General features: G+C 68.1%; 16 protein-coding genes. 11 read left to right on the top strand and 5 right to left on the bottom strand.

The window, feature by feature from the left end; all coding sequences use genetic code 11:
• Position 1 precedes the first annotated feature (1 nt).
• Together M0G41_RS17135 and M0G41_RS17130 are read right to left on the bottom strand one after the other, a co-directional pair.
• Positions 2-613, bottom strand: coding sequence for a DNA-3-methyladenine glycosylase I (locus M0G41_RS17135; RefSeq protein ID WP_248211299.1), 612 nt, complete (start codon positions 611-613; stop codon positions 2-4).
• On the bottom strand, positions 610-2631 hold the full coding sequence (locus M0G41_RS17130) for an amidohydrolase family protein (protein WP_248211297.1): 2022 nt from the start codon (positions 2629-2631) through the stop codon (positions 610-612). Before M0G41_RS17130 ends, M0G41_RS17135 begins: the two co-directional genes overlap by 4 nt.
• Before the next feature lie 227 nt (positions 2632-2858).
• On the opposite strand from M0G41_RS17130, the gene M0G41_RS17125 reads away from it, so the two are divergent.
• From M0G41_RS17125 to M0G41_RS17115, 3 genes are all read left to right on the top strand, one after another.
• Positions 2859-4184 carry an HD-GYP domain-containing protein gene (locus tag M0G41_RS17125; RefSeq protein ID WP_248211294.1) on the top strand — a complete coding sequence of 442 codons (1326 nt, stop codon included), beginning with the start codon at positions 2859-2861 and terminating at the stop codon, positions 4182-4184.
• Positions 4184-4831, top strand: coding sequence for a DUF924 family protein (locus M0G41_RS17120; RefSeq protein WP_248211292.1), 648 nt, complete (start codon positions 4184-4186; stop codon positions 4829-4831). The genes M0G41_RS17125 and M0G41_RS17120 overlap by 1 nt, the downstream gene beginning before the upstream one ends.
• A 647-nt stretch (positions 4832-5478) precedes the next feature.
• Positions 5479-7641: a M3 family metallopeptidase gene (locus M0G41_RS17115; protein ID WP_248211289.1), complete on the top strand. Its 2163-nt coding sequence runs from the start codon at positions 5479-5481 to the stop codon at positions 7639-7641.
• Between the two features lie 657 nt (positions 7642-8298).
• On the opposite strand, the gene M0G41_RS17110 is transcribed toward M0G41_RS17115, so the two are convergent.
• Positions 8299-10110, bottom strand: coding sequence for a DUF885 domain-containing protein (locus tag M0G41_RS17110; RefSeq protein WP_248211288.1), 1812 nt, complete (start codon positions 10108-10110; stop codon positions 8299-8301).
• Positions 10111-10249: 139 nt separating this feature from the next.
• Here M0G41_RS17110 and fusA point away from each other — a divergent pair, with 139 nt between their 5' ends.
• Complete coding sequence (gene fusA, locus M0G41_RS17105; RefSeq protein WP_248211285.1) at positions 10250-12289, top strand: elongation factor G; 2040 nt, start codon at positions 10250-10252, stop codon at positions 12287-12289.
• Between the two features lie 127 nt (positions 12290-12416).
• Complete coding sequence (locus M0G41_RS17100) at positions 12417-13304, top strand: tetratricopeptide repeat protein (protein ID WP_248211284.1); 888 nt, start codon at positions 12417-12419, stop codon at positions 13302-13304.
• A gap of 6 nt (positions 13305-13310) precedes the next feature.
• Here the strand turns inward: M0G41_RS17100 and M0G41_RS17095 are convergent, their stop codons facing one another.
• Positions 13311-13469 carry a hypothetical protein gene (locus tag M0G41_RS17095; protein WP_248211281.1) on the bottom strand — a complete coding sequence of 53 codons (159 nt, stop codon included), beginning with the start codon at positions 13467-13469 and terminating at the stop codon, positions 13311-13313.
• A 125-nt stretch (positions 13470-13594) separates the two neighbouring features.
• Between M0G41_RS17095 and M0G41_RS17090 the strand changes: the two genes are divergently transcribed.
• On the top strand, positions 13595-14095 hold the full coding sequence (locus M0G41_RS17090) for a nuclear transport factor 2 family protein (RefSeq protein ID WP_248211279.1): 501 nt from the start codon (positions 13595-13597) through the stop codon (positions 14093-14095).
• A gap of 183 nt (positions 14096-14278) precedes the next feature.
• Here M0G41_RS17090 and M0G41_RS17085 read toward each other — a convergent pair whose 3' ends face one another.
• Complete coding sequence (locus M0G41_RS17085; protein WP_248211276.1) at positions 14279-14842, bottom strand: glutathione peroxidase; 564 nt, start codon at positions 14840-14842, stop codon at positions 14279-14281.
• Between the two features lie 172 nt (positions 14843-15014).
• Here M0G41_RS17085 and M0G41_RS17080 point away from each other — a divergent pair, with 172 nt between their 5' ends.
• The 5 genes from M0G41_RS17080 to M0G41_RS17060 are packed head-to-tail and all read left to right on the top strand — an operon-like array spanning position 15015 to position 18387.
• A complete protein-coding gene (locus tag M0G41_RS17080) occupies positions 15015-15359 on the top strand; it encodes a hypothetical protein (RefSeq protein ID WP_248211274.1) in 345 nt (114 codons plus the stop codon).
• A complete protein-coding gene (locus M0G41_RS17075) occupies positions 15356-15730 on the top strand; it encodes a GntR family transcriptional regulator (RefSeq protein WP_248211272.1) in 375 nt (124 codons plus the stop codon). Before M0G41_RS17080 ends, M0G41_RS17075 begins: the two co-directional genes overlap by 4 nt.
• Positions 15727-16584, top strand: a complete 858-nt coding sequence (locus M0G41_RS17070) for an ABC transporter ATP-binding protein (RefSeq protein WP_248211270.1) — start codon at positions 15727-15729, stop codon at positions 16582-16584. Before M0G41_RS17075 ends, M0G41_RS17070 begins: the two co-directional genes overlap by 4 nt.
• Positions 16581-17543, top strand: a complete 963-nt coding sequence (locus tag M0G41_RS17065) for an ABC-2 transporter permease (RefSeq protein ID WP_248211269.1) — start codon at positions 16581-16583, stop codon at positions 17541-17543. The genes M0G41_RS17070 and M0G41_RS17065 overlap by 4 nt, the downstream gene beginning before the upstream one ends.
• Positions 17544-17571: 28 nt before the next feature.
• Complete coding sequence (locus M0G41_RS17060; protein WP_248211266.1) at positions 17572-18387, top strand: DUF4097 family beta strand repeat-containing protein; 816 nt, start codon at positions 17572-17574, stop codon at positions 18385-18387.
• Positions 18388-18600: the final 213 nt, after the last annotated feature.

Below are 18600 nucleotides of genomic sequence, written 5' to 3'. Positions count from 1 at the left end.
CTCAGCCCGGCCGGCGGAAGGCCTTGCGCGCCGCCTCGACGCGATCGCGGACGACGCAGCCCTCGACGTGATCATTGATCAGGCCCATCGCCTGCATGAAGGCGAACACCGTGGTCGGACCAACGAAGCGCCAGCCGCGCTTCTTCAGCGTCTTCGAGATCGCCTCCGAGGTCGCCGACCAGGTCAGCGTCTGAGCCTGTCCCGCCGGCAACGGCTCGGGTTCGTGGCGCCAGAAGAAGGCCGCCAGTGAACCTTCCTGTTCGACCATCTCGCAGGCCCGCGCGGCGTTGTTGATGGTCGCCTCGATCTTGCCGCGGTGGCGGACGATGCCGGCGTCCTGCAGCAGGCCCTGCACCTCGGCCTCGCCGTAGCCGGCCACCCGGCGGAAGTCGAAGCCGTCGAACGCGGCGCGGAAATTCTCCCGCTTGGCGAGGATGGTTCGCCAGCTCAAACCCGACTGGAAGCCCTCGAGGCAGATCTTTTCGAACAGCCGGACATCATCGGCGACCGGAAAGCCCCACTCGCGGTCGTGGTAGTCGAGGAACTCGGGCGCCCCCGCGCACCAGCGACAGCGCGGCGCGCCGTCGGGCCCGGTCCAGTGCCGCTCGCTCACCGTTCCTTCTCCGGCAGCGCAGGCGAGCTGGCGAAGGGCCGGATGCCGAACTCCGGATAGACCTGGTCGGGCAGGAACACCGCCCCATCCTTGACCACCAGGCGCACCGCCTTGATCGCCTTGAGATCCTGGGTCGGATCGCCGGCGACGAGAAAGAAATCGGCCAGCTTTCCGCGCTCGATGCTGCCGAGCCGGGCCGACTGGCCAAGGTACTCGGCCATGTCCAGGGTTGCCCGGCGCAGCACCTCGGCCGGGCTCATGCCGAGCTGCTGGAACAGCTCCAGCTCGCGGTGGTAGGTGAAGGCGCCGCCCATGTCCGTGCCCGGCACCAGCAGCACGCCGCGGGCGTGCATCTCGCGCAGGGTCGCCACGATCACCCCGTAGGCCTTCCGGTAGGCGGCATCGTCCTCGGGCGACTCGAACTTCAGCCAGGCCTGGCGGGCATCGCGCTGGGTGCCGATCGGCATGTGGTCCAGGTAGTCGACGCGGCCCACCGGCACCTCGCCCTCGCGGCCGAGCATGGCCGCCTCGTGGATCACCAGGGTGGGTTCGACCGCGACCTTGCGCTCGACGATGGCGCCGATCGTGCGCTGCACGCGCTCGCTGGAGATGTCCATGCCGGCAAAGCGCTTCAGCGCCGTGATCCGCAGCAGGGTGCGGGTGTCCTCATCGGGCTCAAGCACCCAGCCCAGCATGATCTGGTTGATATGGGTCAGCTCGTCGTAGCCGGCGGCGATCATCGCGTCGGCGTTGGAGAAGGCCGGCACGTGGCCGGCGACGCGCAGTCCGAGGCGCTTGGCCTCGCGGATCAGCGCCGGCGACCAGGACGGATCGAGACTGTTGTAGAGCTTGACCTGCCAGAAGCCTCGGGCGGCGTACCAGCGCACCGCATCGAGGCCCTCGGCCTCGCTGGCCACCAGGCGGCCGTTGTTCGAGTTGAACGGGCTGCGGCCCTCGATGAAGCCGCTGCGGGTGATCCGCGTGCCGATCAGCTCCCCGGACTCGATGCGCCGGATCAGCGCATCGAGCACCTCGTTGTTGTTGCCCATGTCGCGCATCGAGGTAACCCCGGCCAGCACATTGAGCAGGGCGCTGCTCTCGCCGGTATGGGCGTGCATCTCGAACATGCCGGGCACCAGCACCCCACCCTCGCCGTCCATCTCCAGCTCGCCTGCGCTGGCCGGCGCATCGGCCGGCTGTACGCCGCTGATCCGCCGGTCGTGCACGACCACGCTGACCGGCTCGCCGACCGACAGGGAGCGCGGGTCGAAGACCCGGACATTGCGCAGCCGCAGCGGCGCGTCGAAGCGATGGGTGTGGCGCTGGCTGATCGCCTGCAGTCGATCGGCGGCCAGCTGCGCCGCCAGCTCGCGCAGACGTTCCTCCTCGGCCTCGTAACCCTCGCGCACCACCACCGAGCGCGGACTGATGCTGGCCACCAGACGCTGATCGGCATCGAGCAGGAAATAGCTCGGGGCGAGATCAAGACCGGACAGCGAATAGACCGTCGCCGCCAGCGGCCCCGGCTCGCCGTTGAGCTGCAGGGTCTCACCGCGCTCCAGCGCCAGCCGCCCGTTGGGCAACACGTCCAGTGCCATGCCCGGCGCCTCGAGCAGGGCCCGGGCATACAGGCCAAGCGCGTAGGGACTGGCCGACTGCGCCACGTACAGCCGACGCTCGCCGATCGGCTGGTCCTGGCTGCCGGTGGCATCGCGCCAGCGAACCCGACCCTCACCAGCCGCGAAATCCTCGTTCACCGGACTGCCGAACGTGGTGTTGCCCATGATCGACCAGCGCACCGGCCGCCCCTGCTCGTCGAGCACGATCGACTCGCTGATCGTCGGCCCGCGACCGTTGTTCTTGACGTCGTACTCGATGCCAAGCGCATCGGCCCGCTGCGTGGCCAGCACATGGCCGACCACATTGCCGCCGGTGATCACCCGATAGCGCTGGTTGGAAGGCGAGGCTTCGGCGTCAGGCAGACACAGCGAAACGACAAGCAGCAGGAGCAGGCGCATGGCGGGTGGTTTCCTTGCAGGGCAGCCCGGGACTGTGCGCAGTCCCGGGCTGCGCTGCAAGGCCCGCAGGCAAGCCGCCGTAGAGGCGATTCGCCCCGACCGGGGAACGGATAGCCAACTGTTCCGTCAGCAAGACCCGCATGGAGGGGCGGTTCGGCGGCCTGCGTCACATGCCATGGCCCCGTTCCGGCGGTATGCTCCGTGGGGTCCAACCCCCGGGGCCGAGCATGGCTGCATCCGAGCTGCCGCTGATCGATGTCGACCGCCTGCGCGTAGGCATGCATATCGTGCTCGACGTCGGCTGGAGCAATCATCCCTTCTTGCGCAGCCGCTTCACCCTCCGCAGCGAGGAGCAGATCGCCCAGCTGCGGGCGCTGGGCATGACCCGCATCCGCTGGTCGCCGGAGCGTTCCAGCGTCGAGCCGCTGCCGGCGCCCGCGACCGCCGAAGCCGCCGAGGAAGCTGCGCCGCCTGCCTCCTCCCCGGCGCAGGCGCCGCCCGCCCCCGCGGTTCAGAAGGTCATGGAGCCGGTCAGCCTCGACGAGTGGGAAAGCCTCTCCGAGCACTGGATCGAGAACGAGTACGACGATGTCGCCAGCCGCCACGCCTCCCTGCTGCAGACGCTGCGTGAGGACCCGGGCGCTGCGCGCGAGCCCGCCGAGCAGCTGGCCGAGATGGTCAGCACCGCGGTCAGCGAGTGCGACCGTCCGGCGGTGCGCCTGCTGACCGACAAGGCCGGGCAGGAAGAAGCCGGGCACGAGGTCGCCGTCGTCGCCCTGTCCCTGCTTCTGGGCCGCGATGCCGGCATGGACGAGGAGGCGCTGCGACCGCTGGCCATGGCGGGGCTGCTCCACGACATCGGGCGGATTCGCGGGGAGGATCCCGAGTCGCGTCCGCCCGACCCGTCCACCCCGGCCGCCCGCGAAGCGCTTTCGCGACGGATTCGCGACAGCGTGGAACTGGCCCGGCAGATGGGTCTGGACGAGTCGGTGCTGCGCGGCATTGCCGAGCATCGCGAGCACGCCGACGGCAGCGGGCTGCCCGCCGGTCTGCGGGGCGAGCAGCTTTCCCTGCCCGGCCAGGTCCTGGCCATCGCCAATCGCTACATGAACCTGGTCTGCCCGGCGCAGGCCGATGCGGGCATCACCCCGCACCAGGCCCTGCAGCAGATGTACGGACAGGAGCGCGCGCATTTCGACGCCTCGCTGCTGGCCCGCTTCGTCCGCCTGCTGGGGGTCTACCCTCCGGGCACCCTGGTCGAATTGAGCGACCGGCGCATCGCCCTGGTGGTCGCCTCGCGGCCGGGTGCGGCCCTGACGCCACGGGTCCGGATCGTAGTCCGCCCCGATGCCGAGGAGCTGTCCCCCGCGATCGACATCGACGCCGACGCTCCGTTCAAGATCAACCGCAGCGTGCGCCCGGACCAGCTGGATCCGCTCTGGGCGAAACGCTCGCGCGAGCTGGCCCGGGCGGCCTTCTTCTTCGAGCCGGCCCCTTCGCCCGAATGGCGCTGCTGGGGCGAGGAGGAGCGCGAGTCGGAAGCCAGCTTCTGATGAAGCCCGGCGGCCCGCCCGCAGATCCGCTTCCCGATCGCGCACCCGATTCCGAAGCCGCCGAGGTGCTCGCCTTCTGGCTCGGCCACGGCCCCTACGACGCCCGCTGGGCCGGCGAGCGGCAGTCGCTGTGGTTCTCCTCCGACGCCGCGGTCGACCGGATCATCGCCGAGCGTTTCACCGGGGTCGTCGAGGCCGCGGTCAAGGAACAGCGCGCCGCATGGCTCGATACCCCGGTCGGCTGGCTCGCCTGGCTGATTGCGGTCGACCAGTTCCCTCGTAACCTCTACCGGGGCAGCCCCCGGGCCTTCGCCCACGACCCGCAGGCACAGCGCGCGGCCCTGCGCGGCTGCGCGTCCGGATTCGATACCGCCCTGCCCGCTGCCACGCGCCTGTTCTGCTACCTGCCGTTCGAGCATGCCGAGGACCGGTCCATGCAGGCCCGCTCGCTAGCTGCATTCGGCGCCCTGCACGAGGCAGCCGATGCCGAACTGGCCACGCACACCGCCGGCTGGCTGGACTACGCCCGCCGGCACGCCGAGCCGATCGAGCGCTTCGGCCGCTTCCCGCACCGGAACCGGGTGCTGGGGCGAACCACCACCGCCGAGGAAGCGCGCTGGCTGGAGGCGCATCCCGCCGGCTTCTGAGCAGGCACCGGAGCCTGCATCGCCGCGTAGCCACCCTGCCCGGCCCGATGCCCTCCACGCTGAGGTGCCGGAGCACGAACGGCCATCGCAATCATGCGTCTTCGCCCTTCGATACCTCAGGGCGAACGGTTGGCTTGCAGGTTGGCGCACGGGTGGAGCGTATGAGGCCACCTCGCCCCCGGGATGATTCGAGCCCGCCTCAGGCCCCCGACGTCCGGTTCGTACCGAAGCTGCTTCTGCGGCGGGATAGGAGCCGTCCGCGATGAGATCCCAAGCCGTTCGTGCTGAGGTATCGAAGCACGAACGGCGCTCGCAACCATGCGGCTTCGCCCTTCGATACCTCAGGGCGAGCGGTGGGCTTGCAGGTTGGCGGATCGCTGGCGCCAATCCGCCTCAAACCCCAAGGCCCGGTTCCGCCTGAACCCGTTCGTGCTGAGGTATCGAAGCACGAACGGCCCACACAGGCACGCGGCTTCGCACTTCGATTCCTCAGGGCGAACGGCCGTCTTGCCGGTGGGCCACCCGGGTCGGCTCGTCGCGCCCGGCGCGCGATCCATCGCAGCCTCCTGTCGATCATCCCGCCTGCACGCGGCCTTGCCCGGCTGCACGGGTATCCTGCCCGCTTCCCCAACGCGGACCTGCCGATGATGAAACCGACCCACGTGCTTGCCCTCGCCATCGCCCTCGCCCTGTCACCCCCGCTGCTGGCGGAGGACACCGCGCCAGCCGTCGCCGCCGGCGAATCGATCGAGGCCAACCCGCTGGTCGCGCCGAGCACCCTGCCGCTCGGCATGCCGCACTTCGACCGCATCCGCAACGAGCACTTCGCCCCGGCCCTCGACCATGGAATGCGCCTGCACCTGGCCGAGATCGAGGCGATCGCCAACAACCCCGAGCCGCCCAGCTTCGAGAACACCGTGGTGGCCATGGAGCGCAGCGGCGACGTGCTGCGCCGGGTCGGCGCCGTCTTCGGCAACCTCAATGGCGCCCACACCAATCCCGAGCTGCAGAAGGTCGCACGCGAGTTCGCGCCGCGCTTCGCCGCGCACCAGGATGCGATCACCCTCAACGACAAGCTCTACCAGCGCCTGCGCAGCCTCCACGAGAACCGCGAGACGCTCGACATCGACGCCGAGTCGAAGCAGCTGATCGAGCGCTACTACACCGACTTCGTCCGCGCAGGCGCCCAGCTCAGCGCCGGGGACAAGGAGACCCTCAAGACCTACAACGCCGAGCTGGCCAGGCTGCAGACCGCCTTCGGCCAGAACGTGCTGGCCTCGACCAATGCCTCGGCCGTGGCGGTCGACGACAAGAAGCGTCTGGACGGCCTCGCCAGCGGCGCGATCGCGGCAGCCGAAGCGGCCGCCAAGCAGGCCGAGGACGTCGAGGCGCCCTACCTCATCACCCTGCAGAACACCTCCAGCCAGCCGGCGCTGTCTTCCCTGCATGACCGCAGCCTCCGCGAGACCCTGCTGAAGACCTCGATCACCCGCAGCAGCCAGGGTGGCGAACACGACAACCGCGAGCTGGTCCGGGACATCGTCCGCCTGCGCGCCCAGCGTGCGGCCCTGCTCGGCTACGCCAACCATGCCGCCTATCAGCTGGAAGAGCAGACGGCAGGCTCGGTCGACACGGTCAACAAGCTGCTCTCCGACCTCTCCCCCGCCGCCGTGGCCAATGCGCGCGCCGAAGCCTCCGACATCCAGCAGGTGATCGAGGCCGAGGGGGGCGAGTTCAAGCTGGCCGCCTGGGACTGGCCGTACTACGCCGAGAAGGTCCGCCAGCAGAAGTTCGAATTCGATGCGGCCGCGCTGCGCCCCTACTTCGAGCTGGAGAACGTGCTGTTCAAGGGCGTTTTCCACGCCGCCAAGGAGCTGTATGGCCTCGGCGTCAAGGAGCGCAAGGACCTGCCGACCTACCACCCCGACGTGCGCGTCTTCGAGGTGTTCAACGAGGACGGCTCGCGCCTGGCCATCCTGCTGCTTGATCTCTATGCCAGGCCGAGCAAACGCGGCGGCGCCTGGGCCAACTCCTACGTGTTGCAGAGCGGCCTGCTTGGCACCCAGCCGGTGATGGGCAACCACCTGAATATTCCCAAGCCGACCGAAGGCGAGCCGACCCTGATGACCTTCGACGAGGTCACCACCCTGTTCCATGAGTTCGGCCACAACCTGCACGGGATGTTCTCCGACGTGCACTATCCGCGCTTCGCCGGCACCCAGGTTCCCCGCGACTTTGTCGAGTACCCCTCGCAGGTCAACGAGATGTGGGCGACCTGGCCGTCGGTGCTGGCCAACTACGCGGTGCACTACCAGACCGGCGAGCCGATCCCCAAGGCCCTGCTGGACAAGGTGCTGGCAGCGGAGCAGTTCAACCAGGGCTATGCGACCACCGAGTACCTCGCCGCCTCGGTGATTGACCAGGCCTGGCACCAGATCACCGCCGACCAGGTACCGACCGACGTGCTGGCCTTCGAGGCGGCCTCGCTGAAGAAGCTTGGCCTCGACTTCGAGCCGGTGCCGCCGCGCTACCGCAGCACCTACTTCAACCACATCTTCGCCGGCGGCTATTCGGCCGGCTACTACTCCTACATGTGGAGCGAGGTGCTGGACGCCGACAGCGTCGAGTGGTTCAAGGAGAACGGCGGCCTGAAGCGCGAGAACGGCGACCACTTCCGCAAGACCCTGCTCTCCCGCGGCGGCAGCAAGCCGGCCATGGAGCTGTTCGAGGACTTCCGTGGCCGCGCCCCGGACATCGCGCCGCTGCTCAAGCGCCGCGGCCTGGAGCCGAAGAAGCCGGCCCAGCCGTAGTCGCCCTCGCCCCCTCCGGCATCGCGCGGCGCGATGCCGGAGGGGGTCTGGCGAAAGGTCCTAGACTGCGCATTGCAGCCGCTCGCCGGGCCCGGCCCCGCCCGGGTGCCTCCTGTCGGAGTGCACTCGGGCGCGCCCGCCAGGATGTGCTCCGGCCACCGTCTCCGGCAGAACGGCGCCGCCGCGGTCGCGGGCAAGTCCGCGGCCACATGCAGGGAGCAGGCAATGCGCGATTCGGGCGCGAAGCAGACCTTCCGCAGAGCCCGAATGTAGGAGCCAGCTTGCTGGCGATCGTCCCTTCCGGGGCACCTATCGCCAGCAAGCTGGCTCCTACGTGCAACAGCGTTGCCAGGCCCGGTTTGCGCCGCCAAGTAGGCCTTGCCTGAGTCAGATTGTGGGACGGCCCTTGGGCGCGACCGCAGCGCTACGGATTCACCACAGACCGCGGCCAGAGCGGAACGCCGCGGTCGCGCCCATGTGCGCTCCTGCAGTCGGGCTTCGTTGGGCTTCAGCGAAGCCTCATAGGGTGTGGCTTGGGCGCACCGATTCGGGCGTTCGAACGGTATGCCCGGTGCGGCCAGCCGCACCCTATGAATGTCTGCTTTGCGCGCAAAGGCGCCCCTCGCGCCTTGCCAGCGAAGGGCGCGCCCCGGCCTGTTACCCCTGCGACGCCACCCAGCGCTTCACCCGGCGTTCGAGCAGGGTCAGCGGCATGTCGCCGCCGGTCAGCACCACGTCGTGGAAATCCTTCAGGCTGAAGCGCTCGCCGAGCGCGGCCCTGGCCTCCTCGCGCAGGCGCAGGATCGTATTCATGCCAACCTTGTAGGCCAGGGCCTGGCCAGGGTTGACCAGATAGCGCTCTATCTCGGCCGTCACGTCGGTGGGCGGCATGCCGGTCTTCTCGCGCATATAGTCGATCGCCTGCTCCCGGGTCCAGCGCTTGTGGTGCATGCCCGAGTCGACCACCAGGCGCACGGCGCGGAACATCTCTGCCTGCAGGCGACCCAGGTTGTTCAGCGGTTCGTCCTGGAAGCCCATTTCCCAGGCCAGGCGCTCGGCATACAGCGCCCAGCCTTCGGCAAAGGCAGTGAACCCCAGCACCTTGCGGAAGAACGGCACGCCGGTGGCTTCCTGCTGCAGGGCCTTCTGGAAATGGTGTCCGGGAATGCCTTCGTGGTAGGCCAGGGTGCGCATCCCGAACCGGGGAATTTCCTTGACCGAGCGCAGATTGGCGTAGAACACGCCGGGGCGCGAGCCGTCGAAGGCCGGGGAGTTGTAATAGGCACCCGGGGCGGTCTTCTCGCGGAACACCGGCACCCGCTCGACGATCACGCCGGCCCTTGGCCGCTTGCCGAAATAGGGGGCGATCCCGGCGTCGATCTCGTCGATCATCGCCTGGTAGTCGGCCAGGATCTGCTGACGACCTTCCTCGGTGTCCGGGTAAAGCTGGTCGGGACGGCTGGCGATCTGGTCGACGCGCTCACCGATGGTGCCTTCGACCAGACCCTCGCCCTGCAGGATGGCGTCCATCTCCGCCTCGATGCGCGCGACTTCGGCCAGGCCCAGCTCATGGACCTCATCGGGTGTCATGTCCGTCGTGGTGTGCTGGCGCACCGCATAGGCGTAGAACTCGGATCCTTGGGGCAGATCCCAGACGCCGTTGTTGGGCCGCGCCGAGGGCAGCAGCTGGGCGTAGTAGTCGACCAGGGTCTGCATGGCCGGATAGACGACCTGCTCGATGCGCTGCCGGGTGGTGGCCAGGATCCGCTGGCGCTGGCCGGCCTCGACCCTCGGTTCGATGGCGTCGAGCTTCTCGGCGAGAGCGGTGTAGAGGATGTTGTCCTCGGGCTTCGTGGCGACGAAGTTGCGGGTCTCGGCGAGCACCTTCTCGACCACGAAGCTCGGCGGCACGATGCCCTTCTCCACGCGCAGGCGGACGCCCTCCATCTGCTGAGCGAAGAAGGTGTCGAACTGGTCGAGGCGCGCGTTGTAATCGTCGGCATCGCCCTGCGAGCGCACCGGATGCTGGGTCGCCATGAAGGTCGGCAACCCGCTCTGGAAGCCGAACAGCTGGTTCGCCGGGTAGTTGTGGAAGCGGAATGGCTCACCCTCGGCCTGGATGGCGAGGAAATACTCCAGCACGTCATAGCTGAGCTTCTCGTCCTCGCTCAGCGCCTCGCGGTCATAGCTGCGCAGCGTGGCGAGATCGTCCTTGAGCTTCTCGCGCAGGGCGTCCTGGCGCTCCAGGGAGACGTCGGTCAGCTCATCGCTGTACCAGTCCAGCCAGGGCGGCAGGATGCGCATGCTGGAGAGCATCTGCGGGTCGTCGATGGCGTACTGCAGGAAGGCGCGCTGATAGAACAGGTCCAGCGACCATGGCTTGAAGTTCCACTGGTGCCAGACCAGACCCGCCGCAACCACCAGCAGCAGCGCCATCAGCCGGACCGGCCAACGCAACCATCGCCACATAGCCCACTCCTTTCCCCGGATCAAAGGCGCAAAGGTAGCACCCCCGGCAGCGCCAGGGGCCCGCGCCGCCGCGGTGGCGGCCCGCCGACGACGGGTGCATGCTTGTCCTGCCAACGTCGACTCTGGGGAGGGAACACGTATGCCGAGCTACACCACCGAGGACATCCGCAATATCGCCCTGGCGGGCCACGCGGGCGCCGGCAAAACCACCTTGTTCGAAGCCCTGCTGCATGCCGGCGGCACCCTGCAGATGGCAGGCAGCGTGGAGAAGGGCTCGACCCTGTCCGACTTCGACCCTCAGGAGAAGAGCCGCGGCCACTCGATCAACAGCGCCATCGCCTCGATCGACCACGGCGGCGCCCATCTCAACCTGATCGATACCCCCGGGTATCCCGATTTCCGCGGGCCGACGCTGTCGGCGCTGGCCGCAGTCGAGACGGTCGCCATCGTGGTCAACGCCGCAAACGGCATCGAGTACAGCACGCAGCGGATGATGGAGTACGCCAAGGCACGCCGGCTGTGCAGGCTGCTGGTGGTGAACAAGATCGACAGCGCGGACATCGATCTCGGAGCCCTGGTCGAGGAGCTGCGCGCGACCTTCGGCCGCGAGTGCCTGCCGATCAACCTGCCGGCCGCCAGCGGCGCCCAGGTGGTCGATTGCTTCCGGCAAGCCGAAGGCGACAGCGATCTGGGGCCGGTCGCCGACTGGCACCAGCAGATCATCGACCAGGTGGTTGAGATCAACGAAGAGGTGATGGGCCAATACCTCGAGGAGGGCGAGGAAGGGCTCTCCGGAAAGGAGCTGCATGACGCCTTCGAGCAATGCCTGCGCGAACAGCACCTCGTCCCGATCTGCTTCGTCTCCGCGCGCAGCGGGGTGGGCGTAGCCGAACTGCTCGACCTCTGCGAGCACCTGATGCCGAATCCTTACGAGGCCAACCCACCACCCTTCCAGCGCAACGGGGAGCCGTTCCTTGCCGAGCCGGACGCCGACAAGCATGTCATCGCCGACGTCTTCAAGATCGTCAACGATCCCTTCGTCGGCAAGCTCAGCATCTTCCGCGTCTACCAGGGCACCCTGAGGCGCGATACGCAGCTGTTCGTCGATGACGGCAAGAAGCCGTTCAAGGTCGGTCACCTGTTCAAGCTGCGCGGCAAGGAGCACATCGAGATCGAGGACGCCATCCCGGGTGACATCGCGGCCGTCGCCAAGGTCGAGGAGATCCACTTCGACGCCGTGCTCCACGACAGCCATGACGAGGACCACATCCACCTGAAACCCCTGGACCTGCCGCAGCCGATGTTCGGCCTCGCCATCGAGCCAGCCAGCAAGGGCCAGGAACAGAAACTCGCCAACGCCCTGCACAAGCTCGGCGAGGAGGACCCCTGCTTCCGCGTCGAACACCACAGCGAGCTCAATGAAACGGTGATCCGCGGGCTGGGCGAACTGCACCTCAAGCTGATGCTGGAGCGGATGAAGGAGCGCTACGGCGTCGACGTCACCACCCGCCCCCCGCGCATCGCCTACCGCGAAACCATCAGCAGCCGCGCCGACGGCCACCATCGGCACAAGAAGCAGACCGGCGGCGCAGGACAGTTCGGCGAGGTCTTCCTGCGCATCGAGCCGCTGCCCCGCGGCACCGGCTTCGAGTTCGTCGATGAGGTCAAGGGCGGGACCATCCCGCACCAGTTCATCCCGGCGGTGGAGAAAGGCGTGCGCATGGTGCTGGAGACCGGGGCGGTCGCCGGCTATGCCCTGCAGGACGTGCGGGTGATCGTCTACGACGGCAAGTTCCATCCGGTCGACAGCAAGGAGATCGCCTTCGTCACCGCAGGCAAGAAGGCCTTCCTCGACGCCATCGGCAAGGGCCGACCGATCGTGCTCGAACCGGTGGTGAATCTCGATGTCAGCGTGCCCGAGGCCGCGGTCGGCGACATCACCGGGGGACTCGCCAGCAAGCGCGCACGCATCAACGGCACCGACGCGCTGCGCGGCGGCGAACTGGTGATCAAGGCGCAGGTGCCGCTGGCCGAGCTCGGCGACTATCCCAACGAGCTGAAGGCCGCGACGGCCGGCCAGGGCCGCTACACCATCGAGTTCAGCCACTACGAACCGGTGCCGCCGCCCGTGCAGAAGCAGCTGACCGAGGCCTACCGGCCGCGCCACGAGGAGGACTGAGCGCCATCACGCGTGGCGGGACGCGGATGAACGGGGTTGCAACTCCCCGTTCCCGCGCAACGATTCCTTTACACGGCGCCCCCCGGGTCTCGGCTCCAATGCGCCCACCAACCAAGGGGAACCGTTCATGCCCACGCTGCACCGCGCTGCCTGCTGTCTGCTGCTCGCCCTCGCCTCGCCCGCCCTTTTCGCCGATACCCTGCCCGCACAGGCCCAGCAGATCCGTGAGGCGCTGCGCGGCAACGACCTCGACCGCGCGGTGGAGATCGCCGAGGCCGCCAGCGAGGACTCGAAGGACGCGCGCGTGCTGGTCTGGGCCGGCCGCGCCTACGGCCGCCAGGCGGTACAGGCCAGCGTGTTTACCCAGGCCAAGTGGGCCGGACGCACCCGGGATGCCTGGGAGCGCGCCGTCGAGATCGATCCGGACATGCTCGATGCACGTTTCGACCTGATCCAGTACTACCTGCAGGCGCCGGGCTTCCTCGGCGGTGGGCGCGACAAGGCCGAGTCCCAGGTGGCGGCCATCGGTCAGCGCGACGCCGGCCTTGGCAAGCTCGCCGCCTCGATCCTGGCGTTCTCCGACAAGGATGCCGCCCGCGGCGAAGCGCTGCAGCGCGAGGCCGCCGAGCTGTCTCCGGACAACGGCCGCGTCCTGCTCGCCTACAGCGGCACCCTTCAGCGCGGCGAGAAATGGGCGGAGTCGGAGGCCTTGTGGCGCGCGCGCCTGGCCCGCGTGCCGGGAGATGCCATGGCGCGCTACCAGCTGGCCCGGCTGGCGGCGATCCGCGACGACAAGATCGAGGAGGGCCTCGCCCTGATCGACGCCTTCATCGCCGCCGGCGAGGTGCCGGACGAGCTGTCCCTGCCCGCCGCCCACTGGCGCCGCGGCCAGTTGCTGGAGAAGCTCGGTCGCATCGAGGAGGCCCGCGCTGCCTACGAACTGGGCAAGGCCGATCCCTCGGTCAAGCAGATGGCCGAGGCCGACCTCAAGCGCCTGGCCAGTGCCAAGGGCTGAACCGACTCAGCTCAGGATCATCCACAGGCCCAGGACGATCAGCCCGCCGGACAGCGCGCCCCAGCCGGCCGCGCGCAGCCGGCGGGGATCGCTATCGGCGAAGATCGCCCGCAGCGAAAGCGCCAGCACGCTGAGCAGGACCAGCAGGATGAGGATGCGGATCATGCGGTCTTCCTTGGGATGGCCAACCGGTCAGTGGAGGGGACGCAGCCGCGCGCGCGACGTGACCGCGCGCAGCACGTTCACTCCACCTGCCCTATCGTGAGGCCAGTCCCAACGGAGTGTCGAGCATGGAATCATTCGAAGTCCTGGACGAACTGCGTCGCAGCCATCCGGATGTGCCCGCTCCGGGCAGCGACGCCGAGCGCGAGGCGCTGGAGCGATTCGCGACCTTCTTCTCCAGCTTCACCCCGGACCGCGTCGAACGGCTGGTGCCGCAGACCTATGCCGACGCGGTGTATTTCAACGACACCCTGAAATCCGTGCGCGGCCGCGCGCCTCTCATCCTCTATCTTTCGGAAAGTGCCGAGGCCGTCGAGGACTGCCGGGTCGAGATCGTCTCCAGCACTCCGGTCCAGCCCGGCGAGTTCATCGTCCGCTGGAAGATGATGATCCGCTTCAAGCGCTTCCGCCGCGGTGTCGAGACCTGGACCATCGGCGCCAGCCACCTGCGCTTCGACGCCGAGGGGCGGGTCATCTACCACCAGGACTACTGGAACGCCGCCGACGGCCTCTTCCAGCACATTCCAGTACTCGGCTGGATGATCCGGGCGATCAAGCGCAGGCTCTGAGCCGCGGCGGAAGGAGGGGGCGCGAAGTTCGCGCTCCCCCGGTCCCCTTGTAGGAGCCAGCTTGCTGGCGATGGGCGCCCCGGATGGAACGATCGCCAGCAAGCTGGCTCCTACAGGCGGGATTTGCGTAACGTCCAATTGGCGCCCATTAAGCCCGCTGAGCTTGGGTGCCGAAGCTCGGCCCTAGTCCTTCGCCGCCGGCGCCGCCAGCAGTGCCTCGATGCGCTCGCGAAGGGCGGCGTCGTCGGGCTTGGTGCGGGAGCCGTAGCTGGCCACGAACTTGCCGTCGCGGTCGATCAGGTACTTGTGGAAATTCCACCCCGGCGCCTCGCCGGAGGCCTCGGCAAGCGCGCGATACAGCGGCGTGACCTCGTCGCCGGTGACGCTGACCTTCTCGAACATCGGAAATTTCACGCCGTAGGTGTTGGTGCAGAAGTCGCGGATCTCTTCCTCGCTGCCCGGCTCCTGGCCCATGAAGTCATTGGACGGGAAGCCGATCACCGCAAAGCCACGCTCGCCAAGTTCCTGATGAAGGGCTTCCAGACCCTCGTACTGGGGCGTGAAGCCGCACTTGCTGGCCGTGTTCACCACCAGCACGACCTTGTCCGCATAGGCCTCGCACAGGTGCACCGGCTGCTTGCCGGCCAGCGGGCGGTAGCTGTGGTCCAGCAGCGGCGCGCAGTCTGCGAAAGCGGCGGCAGGGCACACGGCCAGGACAAGGCCGATCAGGCGGGCGGGCGAATTCATGGGCGGTCTCCGGTCTGGGTTGAGCAAGGCTATCCGGCGGGCGATCCGGCCGGTGTGAAGCCGGGGCGACTGAACGGCCGACAACGCCCTGCTGCGGGGGCTTGCGCCCGCCGTCTTTGGTGTTATAGTTCGCTACAACACCGACGCAATACCTCACCAAGGGAGAGGCCTCATGTGGTACCGACTGAAAAGCTCGCTTCTGACCGCCCTGGTCGCGACGGTACTGGTCCTGAGCTTCATGGCCGTGGCTGAACCTGCGGTCGAGGCCGTCGAGCCGGCCAGCCCGCTGTACGGCCTCACCGGCCTTAGCAGCGAGCAGGAGCGCGCCGCCTACCAGCTCGCCGTCACCCTCACCGCCCTGACCATCGACGCCGCGGTCGACACCGCCCGCGAGGCTGCCGACAAGCCGGAGGGGGCCCGTCACGAAACGCCGTCGCGCCGCGTCCTCTCGGCGGTGCGGATGCCGTTCTATTCGTTCGCCGCCAAGGCGGCCCGCCGTCCGGAGCCCGGTGCATGAGCGTGCAGTGGAATGACAACACGCCCATCTACCTGCAGCTCAAGGAGCGGGTGGTGGCGATGATGCTCGATGGCGTGCTCAAGCCCGGGGATGCGTTGCCCTCGGTGCGGCAGGTGGCCGCCGACTTCCAACTCAACCCGATCACCGTCTCGCGCGCCTATCAGGAGCTGGCCGACGAGTCGCTGGTCGAAAAACGCAGGGGACTGGGTATGTATGTGACCGACGGGGCACCGGAGAAACTTCTGGCCAGCGAACGAGAGCGCTTCCTGCGCGAGGAGTGGCCGGCCGTTCTGGTGCGGATCGAACGCCTCGGCCTGTCGGCCGAGCAACTGCTGCGCATTCCCCCCCAGCCCAAGGAGACCGCGCAATGAGCGGCGTGATCGAAGCGCGCGGCCTGCGCAAGAGCTACAACGGCAAACCGGCCCTGGACGGCGCGGACTTCAACATCCCGGCCGGCCGCATCGTCGGCCTGATCGGCCCGAACGGCGCCGGCAAGACCACCGCGCTGAAGGCGATCCTCGGCCTCGCCCATTTCGACGGCGATCTGCGCGTGTTGGGCCATGACCCCCGCACCGAGCGCGACGCGCTGATGAAGGACGTCTGCTTCATCGCCGATGTCGCCGTCCTGCCGCGCTGGATCCGGGTGCGCGAGGCGGTCGACTTCGTCGAGGGCGTGCACCCCCGCTTCAACCGGGCGCGCTGCCAGGCCCTGCTGTCCAAGACCAAGCTCAAGCCCGAGATGAAGGTCAAGCAGATGTCCAAGGGCATGATCGTGCAGCTGCACCTGTCTCTTGTGATGGCCATCGACGCCAAGCTGCTGGTGCTGGACGAGCCGACCCTGGGCCTCGACATCCTGTATCGCAAGGAGTTCTACCAGAACCTCCTCAACGACTACTTCGACGAAGAGAAGACGATCATCATCACCACCCACCAGGTCGAGGAAATCGAGCACATCCTCACCGACCTGCTGTTCATCCGCGACGGCAAGATCATCCTCGATGCCAGCATGGATGCGGTGGCGGACCGCTTCTGCGAGGTCATGGTCCCGGCCGACCGCGCCGAGGCGACCCGCGCCCTGAAGCCGATCGACGAGCGTCAGGTGTTCGGCAAGTCGGTCTTCCTGTTCGACGGGGTTCCGCGCGGCGAGCTGGCGGCGATCGGAGAAACCCGCACGCCGAGCGTCTCGGACCTGTTCGTGGCCACCATGAAGGGAGCCTACGCATGAATAGCATCAAGTGGCTGCTGAAGCGCGAGTTCTGGGAGAACAAGGGCGGCTTCTTCTGGGCGCCGATCGTCGCCGGCGGAATCTTCACCCTGCTCAACATCATGGCCCTGGCCGTGACCAGCGCAGCGGCCGACCGCAATCACATCAAGATCGGCCTGGTGAAGCTCGACGGCGTGATCAAGAACATGCCGCCGGAAGCGCAGGAGCATCTGGCCGCCGGCATCGACCTGACCCTGATGATGATCACCTCGATGGTCGGCATCGTCACCGCCGTGGTGGTCTTCTTCTACTGCCTGGGCGCGCTCTACGACGACCGCCGCGACCGCAGCGTGCTGTTCTGGAAGTCGCTGCCGATCTCCGACCGTGACACCGTGCTCAGCAAGGTGGCCAGTGCCCTGGTCGTCGCCCCGCTGATCGGCATGGCCGCCGGCATGGTCACGGCCCTGCTGACCCTGCTGGTGATCGGCGTGTTCTTCGCCTTCAACGGCCAGAACTTCTTCGGCATCCTGTTCGGCAATGCCAGCCCGCTGCGCGCCATGTTCATGCTGCTCGCCAGCCTGCCGGTGGCCGCACTGTGGGCCCTGCCCTCGGTCGGCTGGCTGATGCTCTGCTCGGCCTTCGCCCGCAGCAAGCCCTTCCTCTGGGCGGTGGGCATCCCGGTGGGCGCCGGCATCGCGGTCAGCTGGTTCGACCTGATGAAGGCCGTCTCGGTGCCCGACTCCTGGTTCTGGCAGCACGTGGTCGCCCGCGCCCTGTTCAGCATGTTCCCGGGCACCTGGTTCAACGGCAGCTTCGAGCAGATGGAGGACGTCGAATCGCCCGAGCAGCTGGCCGAACTGGTCAACCTCGGCACGGTGTATGCGTCGATGGCCAGTCCGCACCTGTGGGTAGGCGTGATCGTCGGCATCGCCATGCTGTTTGCCGCCACCCGCCTGCGCCGCTGGCGCGACGAGGGCTGAGCCCTCCCCTGTTTCCGGAGATTCCAAGATGAAAGCGAACCTGACCGCTGTCGCCCTGCTCGCCCTGGCTCCGGCCCTGGCCCTGGCCGACGATTGCAAGCACAGCGCGCCGCGCACGCTCGACCTCGACCTGCGCGACGTCGAATCGGTGCGCTTCGAAGTGGGCAACGGCGAGCTGGTCGTCGTGCCAGCCAAGGGCGCACCCGTCGTAGCGGGGCAGGCCTGCAGTTCGGACCCGGACCGGCTCGACGGGATCGTCCTGCGACAGCGCCGGGTCGGCAACGAGCTGCGCGTCGAGATGCGCACCGAGTCGAACTTCTCCGGCATCTTCTTCGGACGCACCTACGCCTACCTGCGGATCAACGCCGAGTTGCCTGCCGACCTGCCCGTGGCCATCGAGCTGGGCAGCGGTGATGCCACGCTGGAAGGCATCCGTCAGGTCGACGCCGATGTGGGCTCGGGCGACCTTGCGGTGCGCGAGGCCGACCGCGTTCGGCTGGGCGTCGGCTCGGGCGATGCCGAGCTGATCCGGATCGCAGGCGAGGTGGTGGTCGAGGTCGGTTCGGGCGACGCCATCATCCGCGACGCCGGCCAGCTGCTGGTGACCCGGGTCGGCTCGGGCGACCTTGAAGCCGAGCGGGTGCGCGGTGATGTCCGCATCGAGCGCCTCGGCTCCGGCGACATCAAGCTGGATGGCGTCGCCGGCAACGTGCACGTCGAGGACATCGGCTCGGGCGACCTCTCGGTGCGCGATCTCGCCGGAGACCTGGTCGTCGACGACATCGGCTCAGGTGATGTCGACCATCGCAACGTCGCAGGCAAGGTGACCCTCCCCGACGATTGAGCAGGTCGAAAGACGGCTTCGGGCGCGAAGTTCGCATTCGCCCCGGTCCCGCTGTAGGAGCCAGCTTGCTGGCGATAGTCGCCCCGGATGGGACGATCGCCAGCAAGCTGGCTCCTACACACGCAACGGCGTTGCCAGGTCCGGTTGGCGCCGCAAAGCAGGCCCTGCCGTAGTCAAACTGTGGGAGTGCCCTTGGGCGCGACCGCGGAGGCG

Origin of the sequence: Pseudomarimonas salicorniae (genome assembly GCF_023156535.1) — a bacterium.
In the GTDB taxonomy this organism is placed as follows: domain Bacteria; phylum Pseudomonadota; class Gammaproteobacteria; order Xanthomonadales; family Xanthomonadaceae; genus Pseudomarimonas; species Pseudomarimonas salicorniae.
Note: the sequence above shows the minus strand (reverse complement) of the source record. Positions and strands in the feature narration are given on the sequence as shown.